This window comes from Jannaschia halovivens (assembly GCF_046452375.1).
Classification (GTDB): domain Bacteria; phylum Pseudomonadota; class Alphaproteobacteria; order Rhodobacterales; family Rhodobacteraceae; genus Jannaschia; species Jannaschia halovivens.
Genome location: NZ_JBKFDJ010000001.1, coordinates 1263224 through 1279532, shown reverse-complemented (window position 1 = coordinate 1279532; position 16309 = coordinate 1263224). Strand labels below are relative to the sequence as shown.

The window sequence follows — 16309 nt, the reverse complement described above, 5'->3', positions numbered from 1 at the left end:
CGTCTTCGCGCCAGGGCAGGCGCGTCGGCGGATGGATGTGGTGGGTGTCGCCGGGCCCCGCGTGGGGCCCGGCGACGCGAGGCGATCAGGCGCCCGGGTTGCAGGTGCCGAGCGACCCGCCCGCGAATTGCGGGTGATCGGGGGCGTAGGTGACCTGGTCGACCGGGGTGACCTCGACGATCTCCACGAGGTCGAACTCGTTCTCCGGGTTCTCCTTGCCGCGCACCACGACCACGTCCTTGAAGCACTGGTGGTCTTCGGCGCGGTAGAGGGTCGGGCCGTTGCCGAGACCGTCGAACTCGTAGCCCTCGAGGGCCTCGACGACGGCGCAGGGATTGAACGACCCGGCGCGGGTGACGGCATCCGCATAGAGCAGCGTCTGCACGTAGCAGGTATGTGCGGCCTGCGACGGCGGGAAGCCGTACTTGGTGCCGAAGGACTGCACGAAGGCGTTGGTGCCCGAGTAGCGGTCTCCCAGCTGGTTCTCGAGCTTCCAGTCCCAGTTCTGCGAACCGAGGATGCCGGCGATGTTCTCGCCTGCACCGCGGGCCATCAGCTCGGAATAGAGCGGCACGACGATCTCGAACTGCTTGCCGGCGACTTCGCGGGCGCGCAGGCCGAACTGGACGGCGTTGGTCAGCGAGTTGACCATGTTGCCGCCGTAGTGGTTCAGCACGAGCACGTCGGCATCGGACTGGAGCACCGGCGCGATGTAGGACGAGAAGTCCGTCTGCGTCAGCGGGGTCAGCACGGTGTTCACCGTCTCCCAGCCGAGGGCTTCCGTGGATTCGCGCACGGCCTGCTCGGTGGTGTAGCCCCAGTTGTAGTCGGCCGTCAGGTGATAGGCCTTACGGTCGTTGCCGTATTGCGCGGCGAGGATCGGGGCGAGGGCGGCGCCGGACATGTAGGAGTTGAAGAAGTGGCGGAAGCCATTGGCCTTCTTGTCCTTGCCGGTGGTGTCGTTGGCGTGCGTGAGGCCCGCCATGAAGATGATGCCGGCCTCCTGGCAGAGCGCCTGCACGGCCACGGCCACGCCCGAGGACGAGCCGCCGGAGATCATGATCGCGCCTTCGCGCTGGATCATCGACTGGGCGGACGCGCGGGCGGCGTCGGACTTGGTCTGGGTGTCGCCGGTGACGAATTCGACCCGCTTGCCCATGATGCCGGTGCCGTCGAGGACCTTCGATGAGAAGGTCGACAGCATGCCGCCGTCGCCGCCGCCGTTGAGGTGCTCCACGGCCAGCTCGAACGCACGCAGCTCGTCGGCGCCCTCGTCGGCATAGGGGCCGGACTGGGGCACGTTGAAGCCGAGCGTCACGGTGTCGCCCTGCGGGGCATTGGTGAAGCCGGTATGGCCATCGGCCCAGACGGCCGAGGTGAAGATCGTCGGAGCGGCGAGGCCGGCACCGGCGACGGCACCCGACTTCATCACACCGCGACGGGTGAGATTCGATTTGGTCATTGAGACCCTCCCTTATGGTGTCACCCGCGTCCTCTCCCTGGTCGCGGGGCGGTCCGGTCGCATTGACCGGGTGGCCGCAGTATCGGGGCAGAGGTGAAAATGGTTCAACAAGTCTTACGGTGGTCGCGAAAATCTTGTAAATAAATCGACACGCGCATCGCGCGTTTTGTAAATCCATCGACGCGCACGCGCAGCATCGCGGGTTCGCGTCCGCAGCAACCGCATGGAGTCAGGGGCTTGGACGGCATCAGGCAGGACCCGCGCGCATTGCCCACCGGCCTGCGCGTCCGCGAGCGTCGCTTGGCCGAGGGCATCAAGCAGGCGCATCTGGCGCGCGCGGCGGGCATCTCGCCCAGCTACCTCAACCTGATCGAGCACAATCGCCGCCCGATCGGCGGTGGCCTTCTGGGGCGGCTGGCCGATGCGCTGGGGGTCGATCGCGCGCTTCTGTCCGAGGACGGGGACGTCGTGCTGACGGGTGCGCTGCGCGATGCGGGCGCGGGGCAGGGAATGGCGGCCGAGGCGCTGGACGAGGCGCCCGAGATCGCGCGCCGCCACCCCGACTGGGCCCGACTGATCGCCGCGCAGGCCGAGGCGCTGGCCGCGCAGGCGCGCACCATCGAGGCGCTTTCGGACCGCCTGACCCACGACCCGAGCCTGGCCGACGCGCTGCACGAGCTGTTGACCACGGTCGCCTCGGTGCGCTCGACGGCGTCGATCCTTGCGCAGACGCCCGAGATCGACCCGAACTGGCTGGGCCGCTTCCACGCCAATATCGACGAGGAGAGCCGGCGGCTGGCCAGCGGCGCCGAGGCGGTGGTCGGCTATTTCGACCGCGAGGCCGCGCGGGGTGACCGCCGATTGCTGCCGGTCGAGACGGTCTCGCGCTTCCTTGACGAGAACGGTCACCGCTTCGATGCGCTGGAGACGGATGGCGCGGCCGCGATCCCGGCGCTGCTGGACGGAATCGCGGACGGGGCGGCGCGCGAGATGGCCGCGGCGATCCTGCGCGATGATGCCGCCGATGCCGAACGCCTGCCGCGCGCGCGGGTCGAGGCGGCGACGGATCCGTCCGACCTGATCGGGCCCGCCGGCGGTGACCTGGCGCTGGTGCTGCGCCGGATGGGTGTCGTGCATCGGGGCGCGGGCCTCGTGATCTGCGACGCGGCGGGCGCGATGGTGCGGCGCAAGCCCGCGGCCGGCTTTCCGCTGCCGGTGATGGGGGCGGGCTGCCCGCTCTGGCCGGTCTATGGCGCGTTGGCGCAGCCCGGCCGCCCGGTGGTCGAGGCGATCGCCACGCCCGACGGCGCGGTCTGGCAGGCGCACGCCGTGGCCGATGCGCGCGCGCCCGTGTCCTTCGGCGACCCGCCGGTGCTGCGCGCGACGATGCTGCTGACCCGTGCCAGCGGCCCCGGCCGGGCGCGTCCGGTGGGTCCGGGCTGCCGGACCTGCCCGAGGGCGGCCTGCGCCGCGCGCCGCGAGCCGTCGGTCCTCTCGCAGGCGGCGACGGCGGGCGAGACGTGACGCTTCGAGGACTGGACAGGCCGGCGCCCTGCGGGCCATCCTGACGCTTCGACGACCGGAGGGGAGGCCGGGCGCCATGAGGGATGACGAGACCGCCGCGCCGGAGCCGCGCCGCGTCCTTCTGATCGAGGACGAGGCCAATATCGCCACGGCCATCGCCTTCATCCTGCAGCGCGACGGCTGGCGGGTGTCGACCCATTCCGATGGGGCGACCGCGCTGGACGCGGTGGCGCGCGCGCCCTGGGACGTCGTGGTGCTCGACGTGATGCTGCCGGGGCAGTCGGGCTTCGACGTGCTGGCCGCGATCCGGGCGGGCGGGCGCGCGGGCATCGACCCCGCGCTGCCGGTGCTGATGCTGACCGCCAAGGGCCAGGTGAAGGACCGCGAGCGGGCCGAGGCGCTGGGCGTCAGCCGCTTCATGACCAAGCCCTTCTCGAACCAGGACCTGCTGGCCGCGATCCGCAGTCTCGCCGGGGCCGCCGCGTGAACGGGCTGCGCGACGCGATGCGGCCTACCCCCGACGGGATGACCCCGGCGGCGAGTGCCGCGCAGCGGCGTGCAAGGCGGCGGGCGCGGACGGCGGACGCGGCGCGGCTGCTGCCGTTTCTCGGGATCGTACTGTTCTTCGCGCCGGATCTCGTCCTCTCGGGCCGGGTGGCGGCGGACGGGGCCTCGGCGGGCTGGCTGGGATACCTCTTCGCGGCGTGGCTCCTGCTGATCGGCCTGGGCGTCTGGATCGGACGCCGCCACGTCGCCGACGGGGCCGACACGGAGGCGGGCGGGTGACGGCGCGCGGGGGGGCGTGAACCTCTCGCTCAACCTCGTGATCGCGGTCAGCCTCGGCTATGCCGCGATCCTCTTTGCGATCGCCGCCGTGGCCGAGCGGCAGGCGGGCCGGGGCCGGGCGCGAGTGCTGCGCGGGCCGATCGTCTACACGCTGTCGCTGTCGATCTACTGCACGGCGTGGACCTTCTACGGCGCGGTCGGCTACGCGGCGCGCTCGGGTCTCGAATTCATGACGATCTACCTGGGCCCGACGCTGGTCTTCGTCGGCTGGTGGTGGGTCCTGCGCAAGCTGGTGCGCGTCGGCCGGGCCGAGCGGATCACCTCGGTCGCCGACATCCTGTCGTCGCGCTACGGCAAGTCGAACCTGCTGGCGGTGCTGGTCACCGTCCTCGCGGTGGTCGGCTCGACCCCCTATATCGCGCTCCAGCTGCAATCGGTGACGCTGTCCTTCGGGGTCTTCGCCGCACCCGGCACCGATGCCGCCGAGCTGACGGGTCTCGCCTTCTGGTCGGCGGCAGGGCTGGCGCTCTTCACGATCCTCTTCGGGACGCGCAAGCTCGATATCGGCGAGCGCCATGACGGCATCGTCAGCGCCATCGCGGTCGAGGCCATCGTCAAGCTGGCCGCGCTTCTGGCCGTCGGCATCTTCGTGGTTTGGAGCCTGAACGACGGACCTGGCGCCATCGGTCCGGCCATCGCCGCCTCGCCGGTCTCGGACTGGACCTCGGCGCCGGGGCGGTGGACGGCGCTGATCCTCGTGTCGGGGGCGGCCGTGATCTGCCTGCCGCGCATGTTCCAGGTGATGGTGGTCGAGAACTCGGACGAGCGGCACCTCGCGACCGCGTCATGGGCCTTTCCGCTCTACCTTCTGGCAATGTGCATCTTCGTCGTGCCGATCGCCGTCACCGGCCTCGCGCGGATGCCCGAGGGCGCGAACCCCGACCTCTTTGTGCTGACGCTGCCGCTGGCCGAAGGGCGCGACGGGCTGGCGATGCTCGCCTTCCTCGGCGGCTTCTCCTCGGCGACGTCGATGGTGATCGTGGCGTCAGTCGCGCTGGCGACGATGCTGTCGAACCACCTCGTGATGCCGCTCTGGCTGACGCTGCAGGGCAAGGGCCGCGCCTCGATCTCGGGCGACGTGCGTCACGTCGTCCTGCTGACGCGGCGCGTGTCGATCATCGCCGTGATCGCGATGGGCTACGCCTATTGGCGCGTCACCGGGGGCACGGCGGCGCTGGCGTCGATCGGGCTGATCTCGTTTCTCGGGGTGGCGCAGATCCTGCCCGCGCTGCTCTTCGGGTTGTTCTGGACAGGGGCCACGCGGTCGGGGGCGGTGGCGGGGGTCCTGGCGGGCTTCGCGGTCTGGGCCTGGGTGATGCTGCTGCCGGTGCTGATCGGGCCGATGGGTGGCGGCGCGCTGGCGCCGGACGCCCTCCTGGCGATGACGGGCGATCCGTATCTCTCGGCGCTTCTCCTGTCCTGGAGCGCCAATATCCTTGCCTTCTGCGCGGTCTCGCTGGTGACGACGCCGACGGCGATGGAGCAGCTCCAGGCGCCGCGCTTCGTGGGCGTGTTCGACCGGACCGTCGCGCCCAAGGGCCGGCGGGGCGGCACGGCGGGGGCGGAGGAGCTTCTTATCATGGCGCAGCGCATCCTCGGCGCGCCCGAGACGCAAGCCGTCTTCGCCGAGGAGGCCCGCGCGCAGGGCCGCCCCGGAGAGCTTCCCGAAACGACGCCCGAGCTTTTGGAGCGGCTGGAGCGACGGCTCTCGGGGTCGGTCGGGGCGGCGACGGCGCACGCCATGGTCTCGGGCATCGCGGGGGACGCGTCGATGTCGGTGCAAGACCTGATGGCCGTGGCCGACGAGACGGCGCAGATCATGGAATACTCCGCCCGTCTCGAGGCGCAGCAGACCGAGCTGACCCGCACCGCGCGCGAACTGCGCGAGGCCAATGACAAGCTGACCGCGCTGGGGGTGCAGAAGGACGCCTTCCTCAGCCAGGTGAGCCACGAGCTGCGGACGCCGATGACCTCGATCCGGGCCTTCTCGGAGATCCTGCGCGACCCGGACGTGCCGGACGCCGAGCGGGGCCGCTACGCGGGCATCATCCTCGAGGAAAGCCGTCGCCTGACGCGGCTCTTGGACGACCTTCTGGACCTGTCGGTGCTGGAAAGCGGGCAGGTCGAGCTGAAGCCCGAGCCGGTGGACCTCGGCGACGTGATCGATCGGGCGGTGACCACCGCGGGCACCGGGCCGCGCCCGATCGAGATCCACCGCGACCGCGCCGCCGAGCGGATGCCGCTCCTGACCGATCCCGACCGGCTGGCGCAGGTCTTCATCAACATCATCACCAACGCCGCGAAATACTGCGACGCCGCGCGGCCCGAGCTTCGGATCACGGTGACGCGGGCGGCGGGCGCGGTCGAGGTGATGTTCGTCGACAACGGCAGCGGCATCGCGGCCTCGGACCGCGCGCTGATCTTCGAGAAGTTCACCCGCCTCTCGGACCAGGCCGCGGCGGGCAGCGCGGGGCTGGGCCTCGCCATCTGCCGCGAGGTTGTGGCGCGGCTCGGTGGTGCGATCGACTACGTGCCGGGCCGGGGCGGGGCGGCCTTCCGGGTGCGCCTGCCCGCCGCCCCCGCGATGCCCCGCGCCGCCGAGTGATCCGCCCCGACAAGACGGTTTGTTAACCCTTTGGCGCGAGGAAGGAGCCGACCGATTCCGCCCTGGGACCCCATGACCACCGACCCCGCCCCTTCCATCCTCAGCCGCATGGTCGGCCGTCGCCCCGAAGCCGCCGCTCCGGGCGGCGCGGTCGCGGCGGGGCCGCTGCGGGCGCTGGTCACCGCGCTCCGCCGGGTGGGCGAGGCGACATCGGCACTCGATATCGACATCACCGAACGCAAGGCCGTCGTGGCCGAGGGCGAGGCCGCGCTCGAGGGGCTGCATGCCCAATCGCTGTGCTTTCTGATCGACCCGCCGGGGCTCGACCCCCACGCCCCGCCCGAGGCCGAGGTCCTGTCGCGCGTCACCGGCGTCGTGGTGCTTGAGCCGAAGATGGTCGACGCGCTGATCGAGGTGCAGACGCTCGGGCGCGTCGACGGCCCCGGCCGCGAGCCGCGCCGCCCGACCCGGATCGACGCCGCGCTGGCGCAACCCTTCACGCGCGCGGTGCTGGGCCAGGTCGACCGCATCCTGCCCGCTGATTCCGAGGATCCGCGACCGGGAAAGCTGCGGACCGACAGCTTCGTCGCGGGACCCGACCCGCTGCCGATGCTGTTGACGGCCCCGCGGATGCTGCGGCTCGAGGTCGGCCTGACGCTGGGCGGGGGCCAGAGGTCGGCGCGGATCGTCCTGATGTTGCCGCTGCCCGAAGCGCCCGCCGCCGTGGGCGAGACGCTCCCGGCTGAGCGGGACTGGGCCGCGGACCTGTCCGAGGTCGTGCGCGCGGCGCCCGTGCGTCTCGAGGCGGTGCTGCCGCCGCTGCGGATCTCGCTGGCGACACTGACGGCGCTCGAGGTAGGCGACGTGCTGCCGCTGCCGCCGACGTCGTTGTCGGAACTGACCTTGCACGGGGGCGCGTCGGGTGTGTCGATCCCCGGTCGGCACCGCACCGGGCTCGGCATGGCGCTGCCAGCGCGGCTGGGCCAGCTCAACGGCGCGCGGGCGGTCAAGCTGGGCGACTTGCCGGGCCAGCGGGCCGAGCCCGCGCCGCCCGCGCCCGACCTCGCCGCGCCGCCCCCGACCCCGGCGATGCCCGAGCCGTGATGTTGGCGTCAGGGCGCGCCGGAAGACGTTGGCACCGGTAACATCCGCGTCGCGCGCGGATCGGGCCAGCCGAGCGATGACGTCCGACCGCAACCTGGCGCTGTTCTGGATGCCACGTGCGATGACGGGTGCGGCGCGAAAATGGGAGGGTGGTGTGGCGGGCGGGGCGCTTCCGCGCGCTGCCATGCGGCGTGTCGCGCGGACCGGCACGCGCAACTCCGGTCGCCGGGCCGCGCGATGCGCGGAAGGACCCGTTCGCCCGACCTGTCATCGGCCCGGCCGCACCGCCGAGCCCCGGGCGGGGTTGTGTCGCGGGCGCGGGGCTGCAAGCTGGCGGCGACGGAGCGATGGGAGGGACCGACATGAGCCAGACGAGCAAGGCCACGGGCCTGTTGGCACGGATGCGGGCGGGCGACCGGCTGGCGGGCACTTTCATGAAGACGCCCAGCCATGTCGCGCTGGAGATCCTGATGATGTCCGGGCTCGACTTCGTCTGCATCGACGCCGAGCATTCGCCCTTCGACCGCGCGGCCCTCGACGCCTGTCTCGCCGTGGCGCGGGCGCGGGACTTTCCGGTTCTGGTCCGCATCCTCGATGGCACGCCCGCGCGTATCCTCGACGTGATGGACATGGGGGCGACAGGCATCGTCGTGCCCCATGTCGACAGCGCGCAAAAGGCACGCGAGATTGCCGCCGCCGCCCGGTTCGGCCATGGCGGGCGAGGCTTCGCGGGCTCGACCCGCTGGGCCAACTACACCGCCGAGACCATGCCCGACCTCCTCGACCGCTCGGCCGCCGAAACCGTCGTGCTGGTCCAGATCGAGGAGCCGGAGGGCGTCGAGGCCTGCGAGGCGATCGCGGCGCTGGACGGGATCGACGGGCTCTTTATCGGGCCGGCGGACCTCTCGGTGGGCTACGGGCATCGCGGGCTCGACAACCCCGACCTGCCCGCCGCGATGGCGCGGGTCGGCGCGGCCTGCCGGGACGCGGGCAAGACCTACGCGACCTGGGTGCCGAACGCGGCGACGGCCGCAGACTGGTCGCGGCACGGGTTCACGTTCTTCGTGGTGGCGTCCGAGCATGGATGGATCCTGCAGGGCGCGCGGGCGGTCGCCGCCGATATCGCCGCCATCGACGGCTGACGCGACGGAGCCTTTCGCGGGACGCAACGGGGCCTTGCGGCCCCGGCATTGGTCATCGGGCGGGGCGGGGCATAGGTCATGGGTCAACGGGGCTGACCTGTCCGGTCGCCCGAAGACTTATCGTCCGGAGACGAACATGACCCATGACCTGATCACCGTCGAAACCCGCGCCCGCGCCCTGCGCGCCGAATATGTCCGCCACGGCCTCGCGCGGCTCGTCGCGCGGCTGCGCGGCACCGCCGCCGCCCTGACCGGAACCGCCCGCGCCGCCTGAGCCGTGCCCCACCGACGACCCCGGACGGCCCCCACGCGGGGCCGTTTCCATGTCCGGGCCGATTGCGCGGACGTGCCGCGCGGCCTAGAGGCGGGGCATGACAGACACCCCGCGCCCCGTGATCCGCCTGAAGCCCCGCGCCGATGCCCGCCGCATCCGCCACGGGCATCCGTGGGTCTTCACCGACGACCTCGTGCTCGACCGCCGCACGCGGGGGCTGGCCCCCGGCACGATCGCCGTGCTCGAGGATGCCGAGCGGCTGCCGCTGGGTTCGGTCGCGGTGACACCCGCCTCGCGGATCGGGGCCCGGATGCTCGATCCCGATCCCGCCGCCGAGATCGACGGCGCCTGGATCGCCGCGCGGCTGGCACGCGCGCTGGCCCACCGGGCGCGCGCCTATGACGCCCCGTTCTACCGGCTGGTCCATGCCGAGGCGGACGGCCTGCCTGGCGTGGTGATCGACCGCTTCGGCGCGGCCTGCGTCATCCAGCCCAACGCGGCCTGGGCCGATGCGCGGATCGAGGCATTCGCCGACGCGCTCGCCGGGATGGGGATGGCCCATATCCTGTTGAACGCAAGCGGGCGGGCGCGGACGGCCGAGGGACTCGAGGGCGAGACGCGCTGGCTCCGGGGCGGGCTGGACGCGCCGGTCGAGGTGCCGATGAACGGCGCGATCTACCTGGCGGATCTAGCCGGCGGTCAGAAGACGGGGCTGTTCTACGATCAGCGGCCGAACCACGCGCTGGTGGCCGGTCTGGCGCGGGGCGCATCGGTGCTGGATGTCTTCGCCCATGTCGGCGGCTTCGGGCTGGCGGCGCTGGCGGGCGGGGCCGCGTCGGCACTGGCGGTCGACGGATCGGCCCCCGCGCTGACCTTGGCCGAGCAGGGGGCTGGGGCGATGGGGGCGTCGGACCGGTTCGCGACCCGCCGGGGCGATGCGTTCGACGTCATGGCCGCGCTCGCGACCGAGGGCGCGCGGTTCGGGATCGTCGTGGCCGACCCGCCCGCCTTCGCGCCCGCCAAGCCCGCGTTGACGGCGGGCCTGCGCGCCTATGAGCGGGTCGCGCGGTTGGCCGCGCCATTGGTCGCGCCGGGCGGCTATCTCACGGTCTGCTCGTGCAGCCATGCCGCCGAGCTGTCGAAGTTCCGCGCGGCCTCGATCCGGGGGATCGGGCGGGCCGGGCGCATGGCGCAGCTGATCCACACGGGCTTCGCGGGGCCGGATCACCCGGTCCATCCGCAGCTGGCCGAGAGCGGCTATCTCAAGGCGCTGACCTTTCGGATGCTGGATTGAGGACTGCGTGAAGGTCTTTCTCGACGCCTGCGTGCTCTACCCGACGGTCCTGCGCGAGATCCTGGTCGGGGTAGCGCGGGCGGGGCTCTACCAGCCGCTCTGGTCGCCGCGCGTGCTGGAGGAATGGGCGCGTGCGGCGCGGAAGCTGCCCGATGGCGAGGCCATCGCGCGGAGTGAGATCGCGACCCTCCGGGCGGCCTTTCCGGGGGCCGAGGTGCGGCCGGGGGCGGCGACCGAGGCGCGGCTGTGGCTCCCCGATCCGAACGACGTCCACGTGCTGGCGGCGGCGTCGGATGCGGGGGCGGATGTGCTGGTGACGCTGAACCTCAGGGACTTTCCACGGCGAGATGTTTCGGCCGAGGGGATCGCGCTGCAGCCGCCCGACGCATTCCTGATGGACCTGTGGCTGCGCGACGGGGACCTCGTCGGCGCGGCGGTCGAGGCGGTCCGGGCCGAAGCCGCGCGCCTGTCGGGCGAGGCGATGCCGCTCCGGCCGCTTCTCAAGCGCGCGCGCCTGCCGCGGCTGGGCAAGGCGCTTGGCGCGGACGGCGTGGGCTAGGTCCGTAGCCTAGGGCGCGGGGCGCAGGGTGGTGACGCCCACGGCCCCGGCCCGCGCGAGGTCGGGATCGAGGGTCATGGGGATGTATTCGCCGCGCCGCCAAAGCTCGCCCAGGTCGTCGTAATGCCGCGAGAGCGGGTGGCCGGATTGCCCCGTCGAGGTGATGAAGACGCTGCTTTCGGGGTCGGCGAAGTCGTAAACGCCGCGATAGGTGGCGGCATGGACGTTGGTGAAGGGATCGGGATCCTCACCCGAGGTGCGGCCCCGTTGAAGCGTGTGGTCGCCGCCCGAGGTGCTTTGCCGGATGTTGACGATCGCGCCCAGCAGGGGGATATCGCCCAGCACGGGGTGATCGTGCCGCGCCTCGTGCGCGTCGCCCCAGCGCCAGGTCTCGACGCGGGCACCGTAGCGGTCGTCGAGCCATTGCAGCGCGTCGTCCAGCGCCAGCCGTGCGACCATGGTGCAGGTCTCGACGGCGGTGGACTGGATGATATCGCACCAGGTTCCGGCGCCGCCGATATCGCGGAACACCCGCTCGATGAAGAGGGGCTGGACGCGTCCGTATTCGTTGGCGAGCGGGCCGAGTTCGTCGCGGATCAGCCGGTCCTGCAGCGCGCGCATCCAGGCGGCGTAGATCAGGGGCTCGGGCAGGTGCTCGGACATCTCGCCGTTCCACGCGGCGAGAAGCTGCAACGCGGTCTGGCGGCGACGCTCGGGGGTGCCGCCGGGCGCGGATTCGCCGGTGAACCACAGGTCGCGTCCGACCAGCGGCAAGAGCGCGCGGGCCGTGATCGAAACGGAATCGAGCTGCGCCTCGATCAGGCTCTCGCGGGTATGCACCTCGCGGGCCTGCAGGAGGCGGGACATCCGCTGCACCCGCTGGCTGTCGCCCCAGTAGTGGCTGACATGGTCGGGGAAGGGGCGGTCGACGATCTTGTTGTTGGTGTTGCCCAGAAGACCGCTCTCGGGCGTCTCCCAGACGGGATTAGCGTCTGCGGGCTTCAGGCCGGCCCAGCGGTTCGCCCCCAGCCAGCCGGGCGCGGGGATGCGGCCCTGCGACTGGTGGCGTGCGTCGCGATCGGGCTGGCGTCCCATGATCGTCATCGCGGTGCGGGTGCCGTCGGTCAGCATCAGGTTCTGGGCGGGGGCGATGAAGTGCCGGGCGGCGTCGAGCGCGTCGTCGAGCGTCTCGGCGCGCATGATCTCGAAGCCCGAACGCATCGAGGTGTCCTCGGGCGAGAGGCCCGTCCAGGCGAGGGCGGCGACATGACCGCGCGGCGTGATCGTCCCGAGGTCGAACTGGCCCGCCGTCAGGACGGGGCCGTTCTCGGTGCGGCGCAGGGTCAGGGTGACGGGGCTCGCGTCCTTGATCGAGACGATGGAGCGCTCGGTCTCGAACGCGGCCCAGCCGTCGGGGGTCTCGTATTGGGTCGGGTCGTCGGGGTTCAGCCGCTCGATCATCACGTCCTGGTCGTCGATATAGGTCGAGGTGAGGCCCCAGCCGATCCGCTCCGACCGCCCCACGAGGACGATGGGCATGCCAGGGATGGTGCCGCCAATGACGCCGCCGGTCTCGAGCTCCAGCCGCGCGAGATACCAAAGCGTCGGCGCCGACAGACCTAAGTGCGGGTCGTTGGCCAGGAGTGCGGCGCCCGCGGCCGCGCGGTCGGGGGCGATCGCGAAGGCATTGGACGCGCCCGCCAGCCCGCTGGGTGCGACGGGCCAGAGATCGGGCGTCGCGGCGGCGGCGAATTGCGTCGGCGCGAGCGTCGGGAAGAGGTTGCGCATCCCCGCGAGGACGACCGTCCCGCTGCCGGGGATGTCCGGATGCAGATCGGCGAGACGCTCGTCGGGCAGGATCAGCGAGGCGCGGGCGCGCCGCACCTCCTCGGTCAGGTGGCCCGAAAGCTGCAGCGCCATCAGCTTGACGATGGCGATGCTGTCGGCGGGCTGCCACGGGGCGATCTGCGGCTCAAAGAGGAAGAACTCGGGCGCGCCCCGCCCCGAGGCGTCGCGGTTCACGACGGAGATGCGGGCATTTACCCCGGCGGCATAGGCGCGCAGCATCGCCATCGTCTCGGGGTCCTGGGCCGCGACGCTGGCGGTGGCGGCGCGGTAGATTCCGAGGCGGCGCATCAGCTCGTCGGTGCGCAGCGTGCGGTTGCCGAACACCTCCGAGAGGCGTCCCTGCGCGGTGCGCCGCAGTAGCGTCATCTGCCAGAGGCGATCCTGCGCATGGGCATAGCCGAGGCCGAAGAACACGTCCGCGTCGCCCGTGCCGAAGATGTGGGGCACGTTGTGGGTGTTGCGCACGATCTCGACCGGGGCGTCGATCCCGCGGACCGTCTCGGTGCGGTCGTAATCGGGCAGGCTGCGCGACGCGAGCCAGAGGACCGCGACGACCGAGAGGCCCGCCACCAGCAGCACCGCTGCCACGATGCGGACCGTCCATCGAAAGGCGCGTTCCATCCAGACCCCTGTTGACCCCTTGACCCACGGGCGGTCTAACCCCGCCTACAACCGGATGAAAGGGTGGCCCCATGGCGAAGCTGGCATTTCTGGGACTGGGCGTGATGGGCGGGCCGATGGCCGGGCACCTGGCCCGCGCGGGGCACGACGTCACGGTCTACAACCGGACTGGCGCCAAGGCCGAGGCCTGGGCGTCCGAGCATGGTGGCGGCCACGGCGAGACGCCGCGCGCGGCGGCCGAAGGCGCGGAGATGGTCATGGCCTGCGTCGGGAACGACGACGACCTCCGCTCGGTCTGCCTGGGCGAGGATGGGGCTTTCGCGGGCATGGACGAGGGCACGGTCTTCGTGGATCACACGACCGTCTCGGCCGAGGTCACGCGCGAATTGGCCGAGGCGGCGGCGGCGGCCGGGATCGCCTATGTCGACGCACCGGTTTCGGGCGGGCAGGCGGGGGCCGAGAACGGCCAGCTCGTCATCATGTGCGGCGGGGCCGAGGCCGATTACGACCGCGCCGAACCGGTGATGGCGGCCTATGCCAAGCAGTCGCGCCGCATGGGCGATGTGGGCGCGGGCCAGCTGACGAAGATGGTGAACCAGATCTGCATCGCGGGACTCCTGCAGGGTCTCTCGGAAGGGATCTCATTCGCCCAGAAGGCGGGGCTCGACGGACGCGCGGTGATCGACGTGATCCAGGGCGGCGCCGCCGGATCGTGGCAGATGGTGAACCGACACGAGACCATGCTCGACGGCGAATTCGAGCACGGGTTTGCGGTGGACTGGATGCGCAAGGACCTTGGGATCTGCTTGTCGGAGGCCGAGAATATCGGCGCGACCCTGCCGGGCACGGCGCTGATCGACCAGTATTACAAGGACGTGCAGGCGATGGGCGGCGGCCGCTGGGACACTTCGAGCCTCGTGGCGCGGCTGAACAAGCTGGCCGACTGATCCCGGGCGCGCGATGGACGGCGACGGCGCCTCTGCGGTCATCCTGTTCTTCGCCTTGGGCGGCATCATCCTGCTCGTGGCGAAGGTCGCGGGGGCGTCGATGCGGTCGCCCGGCCGGCGCGCGGCCCGGCCCGGCCGGTTCCCGAAGCGCCCGCCCGTCCGCGACGACCCGGCCATCTGGCGCGAGCCGCGCGACTTTCCACATCGGACGCGACGCGGCACCCGGCCAGTCCCGTCCCCCGATGCGGGGCCGCGGCCCCATCCGCTGCCCCATCCCATCGCCGGACGGGAGTTGCGGGGGCGGGTACGTGTCATCGATGGCGACACCATCATCATGGGGCGGGTGCGGTTGCGGCTCTGGGGCATTGACGCGCCCGAGCTTGACGAGCCCTGGGGGCAGGAGGCGAAATTGGCCATGATTGACATCTGCAAGGGGCGGGTGATCACCGCCGTCCTGACGGGCGAGACGACCTATGCCCGCTACGTCGCGCGGTGCTACCGCGACGACGACGAGGACATCGCGGGCGAGCTGGTCCGCCGGGGCCTGGCGCTGGATTGGCCAGTCTTCTCGGGCGGCGCGTTTGCGCGGCTGGAGAGCCCGGAGTTGCGCCGCAAGCTGCGCTACATCCGGGCCAAACAGGCGAAGAGCGCGCCCTAGCTCAGCCCTGCGAAGACCTCGTCGAGGGCCGAGCCCAGCTTGTCGAACATCTCGTCCATCTGGTCGTCGGTGGTGATGAAGGGCGGGCAGAGGACGATGCTCTGGCCCAGCGGACGGCAGATTAGGCCGTGATCGGTGCAGGTGTTGGCGATGCGCTCGGACACCGAGAGATCGCCGTCCCAGGGCGTCTTCGTGGCTTTGTCCTTGACCGCCTCCAGCGCGCCCATCAGGCCCTTGCCCCGCCATTCGCCGATATGCTCGTGCTCGGCCAGCCGGGCGAGACCCGCCTCGAAGGCGGGGGTCAGTCGTCGGACGTTGTCGAGAAGCCCGCCCTCGACCAGCTCGATCGCCTTCAGGGCGACGGCGCAGCCGACCGGATGGCCCGAGGCGGTGAAGCCGTGGGGGAACTCCTCGATGGCGTCGGTGGCGCGTTGCAACCGGTCGCCCAGCTCGGGGCCGAGGATGACGGCGCCCATGGGAAAATAGCCCGCCGTCAGGGCCTTGGACGCGATGATGGCATCGGGCGTGAAGCCGTAGGTCTGGCAGCCCCACATCTCGCCAGTCCGCCCGAAGCCGGTGATGACCTCGTCGGCGATGACGGGGATGTCGTGGGCGCGCAGGATGGGAAGGATCGCGTCGAAATAGCCCTCGGAGGGCGGGATGACGCCGCCCGCGCCCTGCACCGGCTCGGCGAAGAACCCGGCGATGGTGTCGGCGCCTTCGCGGGCGATCACCTCCTCCAGCTCCGCGGCGAGGCGGGCGGTGAACTGAGCCTCGCTCTCGCCCTCGCCCCCCTCGCGCCAGTAATGCGGGCAGGTCAGGTGGACGAAGCCGGGCAGCGGGAGGCCGAAGACCGAGTTATAGGGCTTGCCCGTCATCGACGCCGAAACGGCGGTGACGCCGTGATAGGCATTCAAGCGGGTCAGGATCTTGCGGCGCTGGGGGCGGCCCTCGGCGCCGTGGAGGAACCACAGCATCTTGACCATGGTGTCGTTCGCCTCGGATCCCGAGTTCGTGTAGAAGGTCTTCGCCCCGTCGAACGGCGCGACCGCCGCGAGCTTTTCCGACAGCTCGACCGTGGTGTCGGCCATGCGGCCGAAGAACGCGTGGTAGCCGGGAAACTTCGCGTATTGGTCCTGCGCGGCGCGGATGAGGTCGAGGTCGTCGAAGCCCGCGATCATGTTCCAGAGCCCGGAATTGGCGTCGAGATAGCGCCGCCCCTCGGTGTCGATGACGTAGGGGCCTTCGCCATGGGTGACGACGACGGTGCCACGCGCCTCGATCGAGGGCAGGTCGGTGAAGCCGAAGAAGCTGTGGGCGCGGGCGCGCGCGTCCCAAGAGTTCGGCAGGGTCGTGTCGGGCATGGGATCACCGTTCGCAAAGGGTCTGCGCGACGCTACGCCCGCGCCTTCGCGCCGTCCATCC

14 protein-coding genes are annotated in these 16309 nt (G+C 71.5%); 11 read left to right on the top strand and 3 right to left on the bottom strand.

Going from position 1 to position 16309, the window contains the following annotated elements; all coding sequences use genetic code 11:
* Positions 1 to 85: 85 nt before the first annotated feature.
* Positions 86 to 1462 (bottom strand): substrate-binding protein, encoded by a 1377-nt coding sequence (locus ACK8OR_RS06455; RefSeq protein ID WP_410188598.1) that lies wholly within the window; start codon positions 1460 to 1462, stop codon positions 86 to 88.
* A 237-nt stretch (positions 1463 to 1699) separates the two neighbouring features.
* On the opposite strand from ACK8OR_RS06455, the gene ACK8OR_RS06450 reads away from it, so the two are divergent.
* The 9 genes from ACK8OR_RS06450 to ACK8OR_RS06410 all read left to right on the top strand — a co-directional run bounded on the left by ACK8OR_RS06450 (position 1700) and on the right by ACK8OR_RS06410 (position 10810).
* Positions 1700 to 2986: a short-chain fatty acyl-CoA regulator family protein gene (locus tag ACK8OR_RS06450; protein WP_410188597.1), complete on the top strand. Its 1287-nt coding sequence runs from the start codon at positions 1700 to 1702 to the stop codon at positions 2984 to 2986.
* 76 nt (positions 2987 to 3062) lie between these two features.
* The gene (locus ACK8OR_RS06445; RefSeq protein WP_410188596.1) at positions 3063 to 3473 is read left to right on the top strand and encodes a response regulator transcription factor; all 411 of its coding nucleotides are present in this window, start codon (positions 3063 to 3065) and stop codon (positions 3471 to 3473) included.
* Complete coding sequence (locus ACK8OR_RS06440) at positions 3470 to 3772, top strand: adenine nucleotide alpha hydrolase family protein (protein WP_410188595.1); 303 nt, start codon at positions 3470 to 3472, stop codon at positions 3770 to 3772. The genes ACK8OR_RS06445 and ACK8OR_RS06440 overlap by 4 nt, the downstream gene beginning before the upstream one ends.
* A gap of 16 nt (positions 3773 to 3788) precedes the next feature.
* Positions 3789 to 6437: an ATP-binding protein gene (locus tag ACK8OR_RS06435; protein ID WP_410188594.1), complete on the top strand. Its 2649-nt coding sequence runs from the start codon at positions 3789 to 3791 to the stop codon at positions 6435 to 6437.
* 72 nt (positions 6438 to 6509) lie between these two features.
* A complete protein-coding gene (locus ACK8OR_RS06430; protein ID WP_410188593.1) occupies positions 6510 to 7541 on the top strand; it encodes a FliM/FliN family flagellar motor switch protein in 1032 nt (343 codons plus the stop codon).
* Positions 7542 to 7903: 362 nt separating this feature from the next.
* Positions 7904 to 8683: an HpcH/HpaI aldolase family protein gene (locus ACK8OR_RS06425; protein WP_410188592.1), complete on the top strand. Its 780-nt coding sequence runs from the start codon at positions 7904 to 7906 to the stop codon at positions 8681 to 8683.
* 136 nt (positions 8684 to 8819) lie between these two features.
* Positions 8820 to 8957, top strand: coding sequence for an RSP_7527 family protein (locus ACK8OR_RS06420; RefSeq protein WP_410188591.1), 138 nt, complete (start codon positions 8820 to 8822; stop codon positions 8955 to 8957).
* Positions 8958 to 9054: 97 nt separating this feature from the next.
* Entirely contained in the window at positions 9055 to 10251 is a 1197-nt protein-coding gene (locus tag ACK8OR_RS06415; protein ID WP_410188590.1) for an RSP_2647 family RNA methyltransferase, read from the top strand.
* A 7-nt stretch (positions 10252 to 10258) separates the two neighbouring features.
* The gene (locus tag ACK8OR_RS06410) at positions 10259 to 10810 is read left to right on the top strand and encodes an RSP_2648 family PIN domain-containing protein (RefSeq protein WP_410188589.1); all 552 of its coding nucleotides are present in this window, start codon (positions 10259 to 10261) and stop codon (positions 10808 to 10810) included.
* 9 nt (positions 10811 to 10819) lie between these two features.
* Here the strand turns inward: ACK8OR_RS06410 and ACK8OR_RS06405 are convergent, their stop codons facing one another.
* On the bottom strand, positions 10820 to 13279 hold the full coding sequence (locus tag ACK8OR_RS06405) for a penicillin acylase family protein (RefSeq protein ID WP_410188588.1): 2460 nt from the start codon (positions 13277 to 13279) through the stop codon (positions 10820 to 10822).
* Between the two features lie 71 nt (positions 13280 to 13350).
* Between ACK8OR_RS06405 and ACK8OR_RS06400 the strand changes: the two genes are divergently transcribed.
* Together ACK8OR_RS06400 and ACK8OR_RS06395 are read left to right on the top strand one after the other, a co-directional pair.
* On the top strand, positions 13351 to 14226 hold the full coding sequence (locus tag ACK8OR_RS06400) for an NAD(P)-dependent oxidoreductase (protein WP_410188587.1): 876 nt from the start codon (positions 13351 to 13353) through the stop codon (positions 14224 to 14226).
* Between the two features lie 13 nt (positions 14227 to 14239).
* Entirely contained in the window at positions 14240 to 14884 is a 645-nt protein-coding gene (locus tag ACK8OR_RS06395; protein ID WP_410188586.1) for a thermonuclease family protein, read from the top strand.
* Here ACK8OR_RS06395 and ACK8OR_RS06390 read toward each other — a convergent pair.
* A complete protein-coding gene (locus ACK8OR_RS06390) occupies positions 14881 to 16248 on the bottom strand; it encodes an aminotransferase (protein ID WP_410188585.1) in 1368 nt (455 codons plus the stop codon). The two genes, ACK8OR_RS06395 and ACK8OR_RS06390, sit on opposite strands and share 4 nt — an antisense overlap.
* Positions 16249 to 16309 lie beyond the last annotated feature (61 nt).

Excerpts from the sequence above, each read along its gene's own strand:
- ACK8OR_RS06455 (WP_410188598.1), bottom strand. The coding sequence starts at position 1,462 with ATGACCAAATCGAATCTCACCCGTCGCGGTGTGATGAAGTCGGGTGCC.
- ACK8OR_RS06445 (WP_410188596.1), top strand. The coding sequence starts at position 3,063 with ATGAGGGATGACGAGACCGCCGCGCCGGAGCCGCGCCGCGTCCTTCTG.
- ACK8OR_RS06430 (WP_410188593.1), top strand. The coding sequence starts at position 6,510 with ATGACCACCGACCCCGCCCCTTCCATCCTCAGCCGCATGGTCGGCCGT.
- ACK8OR_RS06425 (WP_410188592.1), top strand. The coding sequence starts at position 7,904 with ATGAGCCAGACGAGCAAGGCCACGGGCCTGTTGGCACGGATGCGGGCG.
- ACK8OR_RS06420 (WP_410188591.1), top strand. The coding sequence starts at position 8,820 with ATGACCCATGACCTGATCACCGTCGAAACCCGCGCCCGCGCCCTGCGC.
- ACK8OR_RS06415 (WP_410188590.1), top strand. The coding sequence starts at position 9,055 with ATGACAGACACCCCGCGCCCCGTGATCCGCCTGAAGCCCCGCGCCGAT.
- ACK8OR_RS06405 (WP_410188588.1), bottom strand. The coding sequence starts at position 13,279 with ATGGAACGCGCCTTTCGATGGACGGTCCGCATCGTGGCAGCGGTGCTG.
- ACK8OR_RS06400 (WP_410188587.1), top strand. The coding sequence starts at position 13,351 with ATGGCGAAGCTGGCATTTCTGGGACTGGGCGTGATGGGCGGGCCGATG.
- ACK8OR_RS06395 (WP_410188586.1), top strand. The coding sequence starts at position 14,240 with ATGGACGGCGACGGCGCCTCTGCGGTCATCCTGTTCTTCGCCTTGGGC.
- ACK8OR_RS06390 (WP_410188585.1), bottom strand. The coding sequence starts at position 16,248 with ATGCCCGACACGACCCTGCCGAACTCTTGGGACGCGCGCGCCCGCGCC.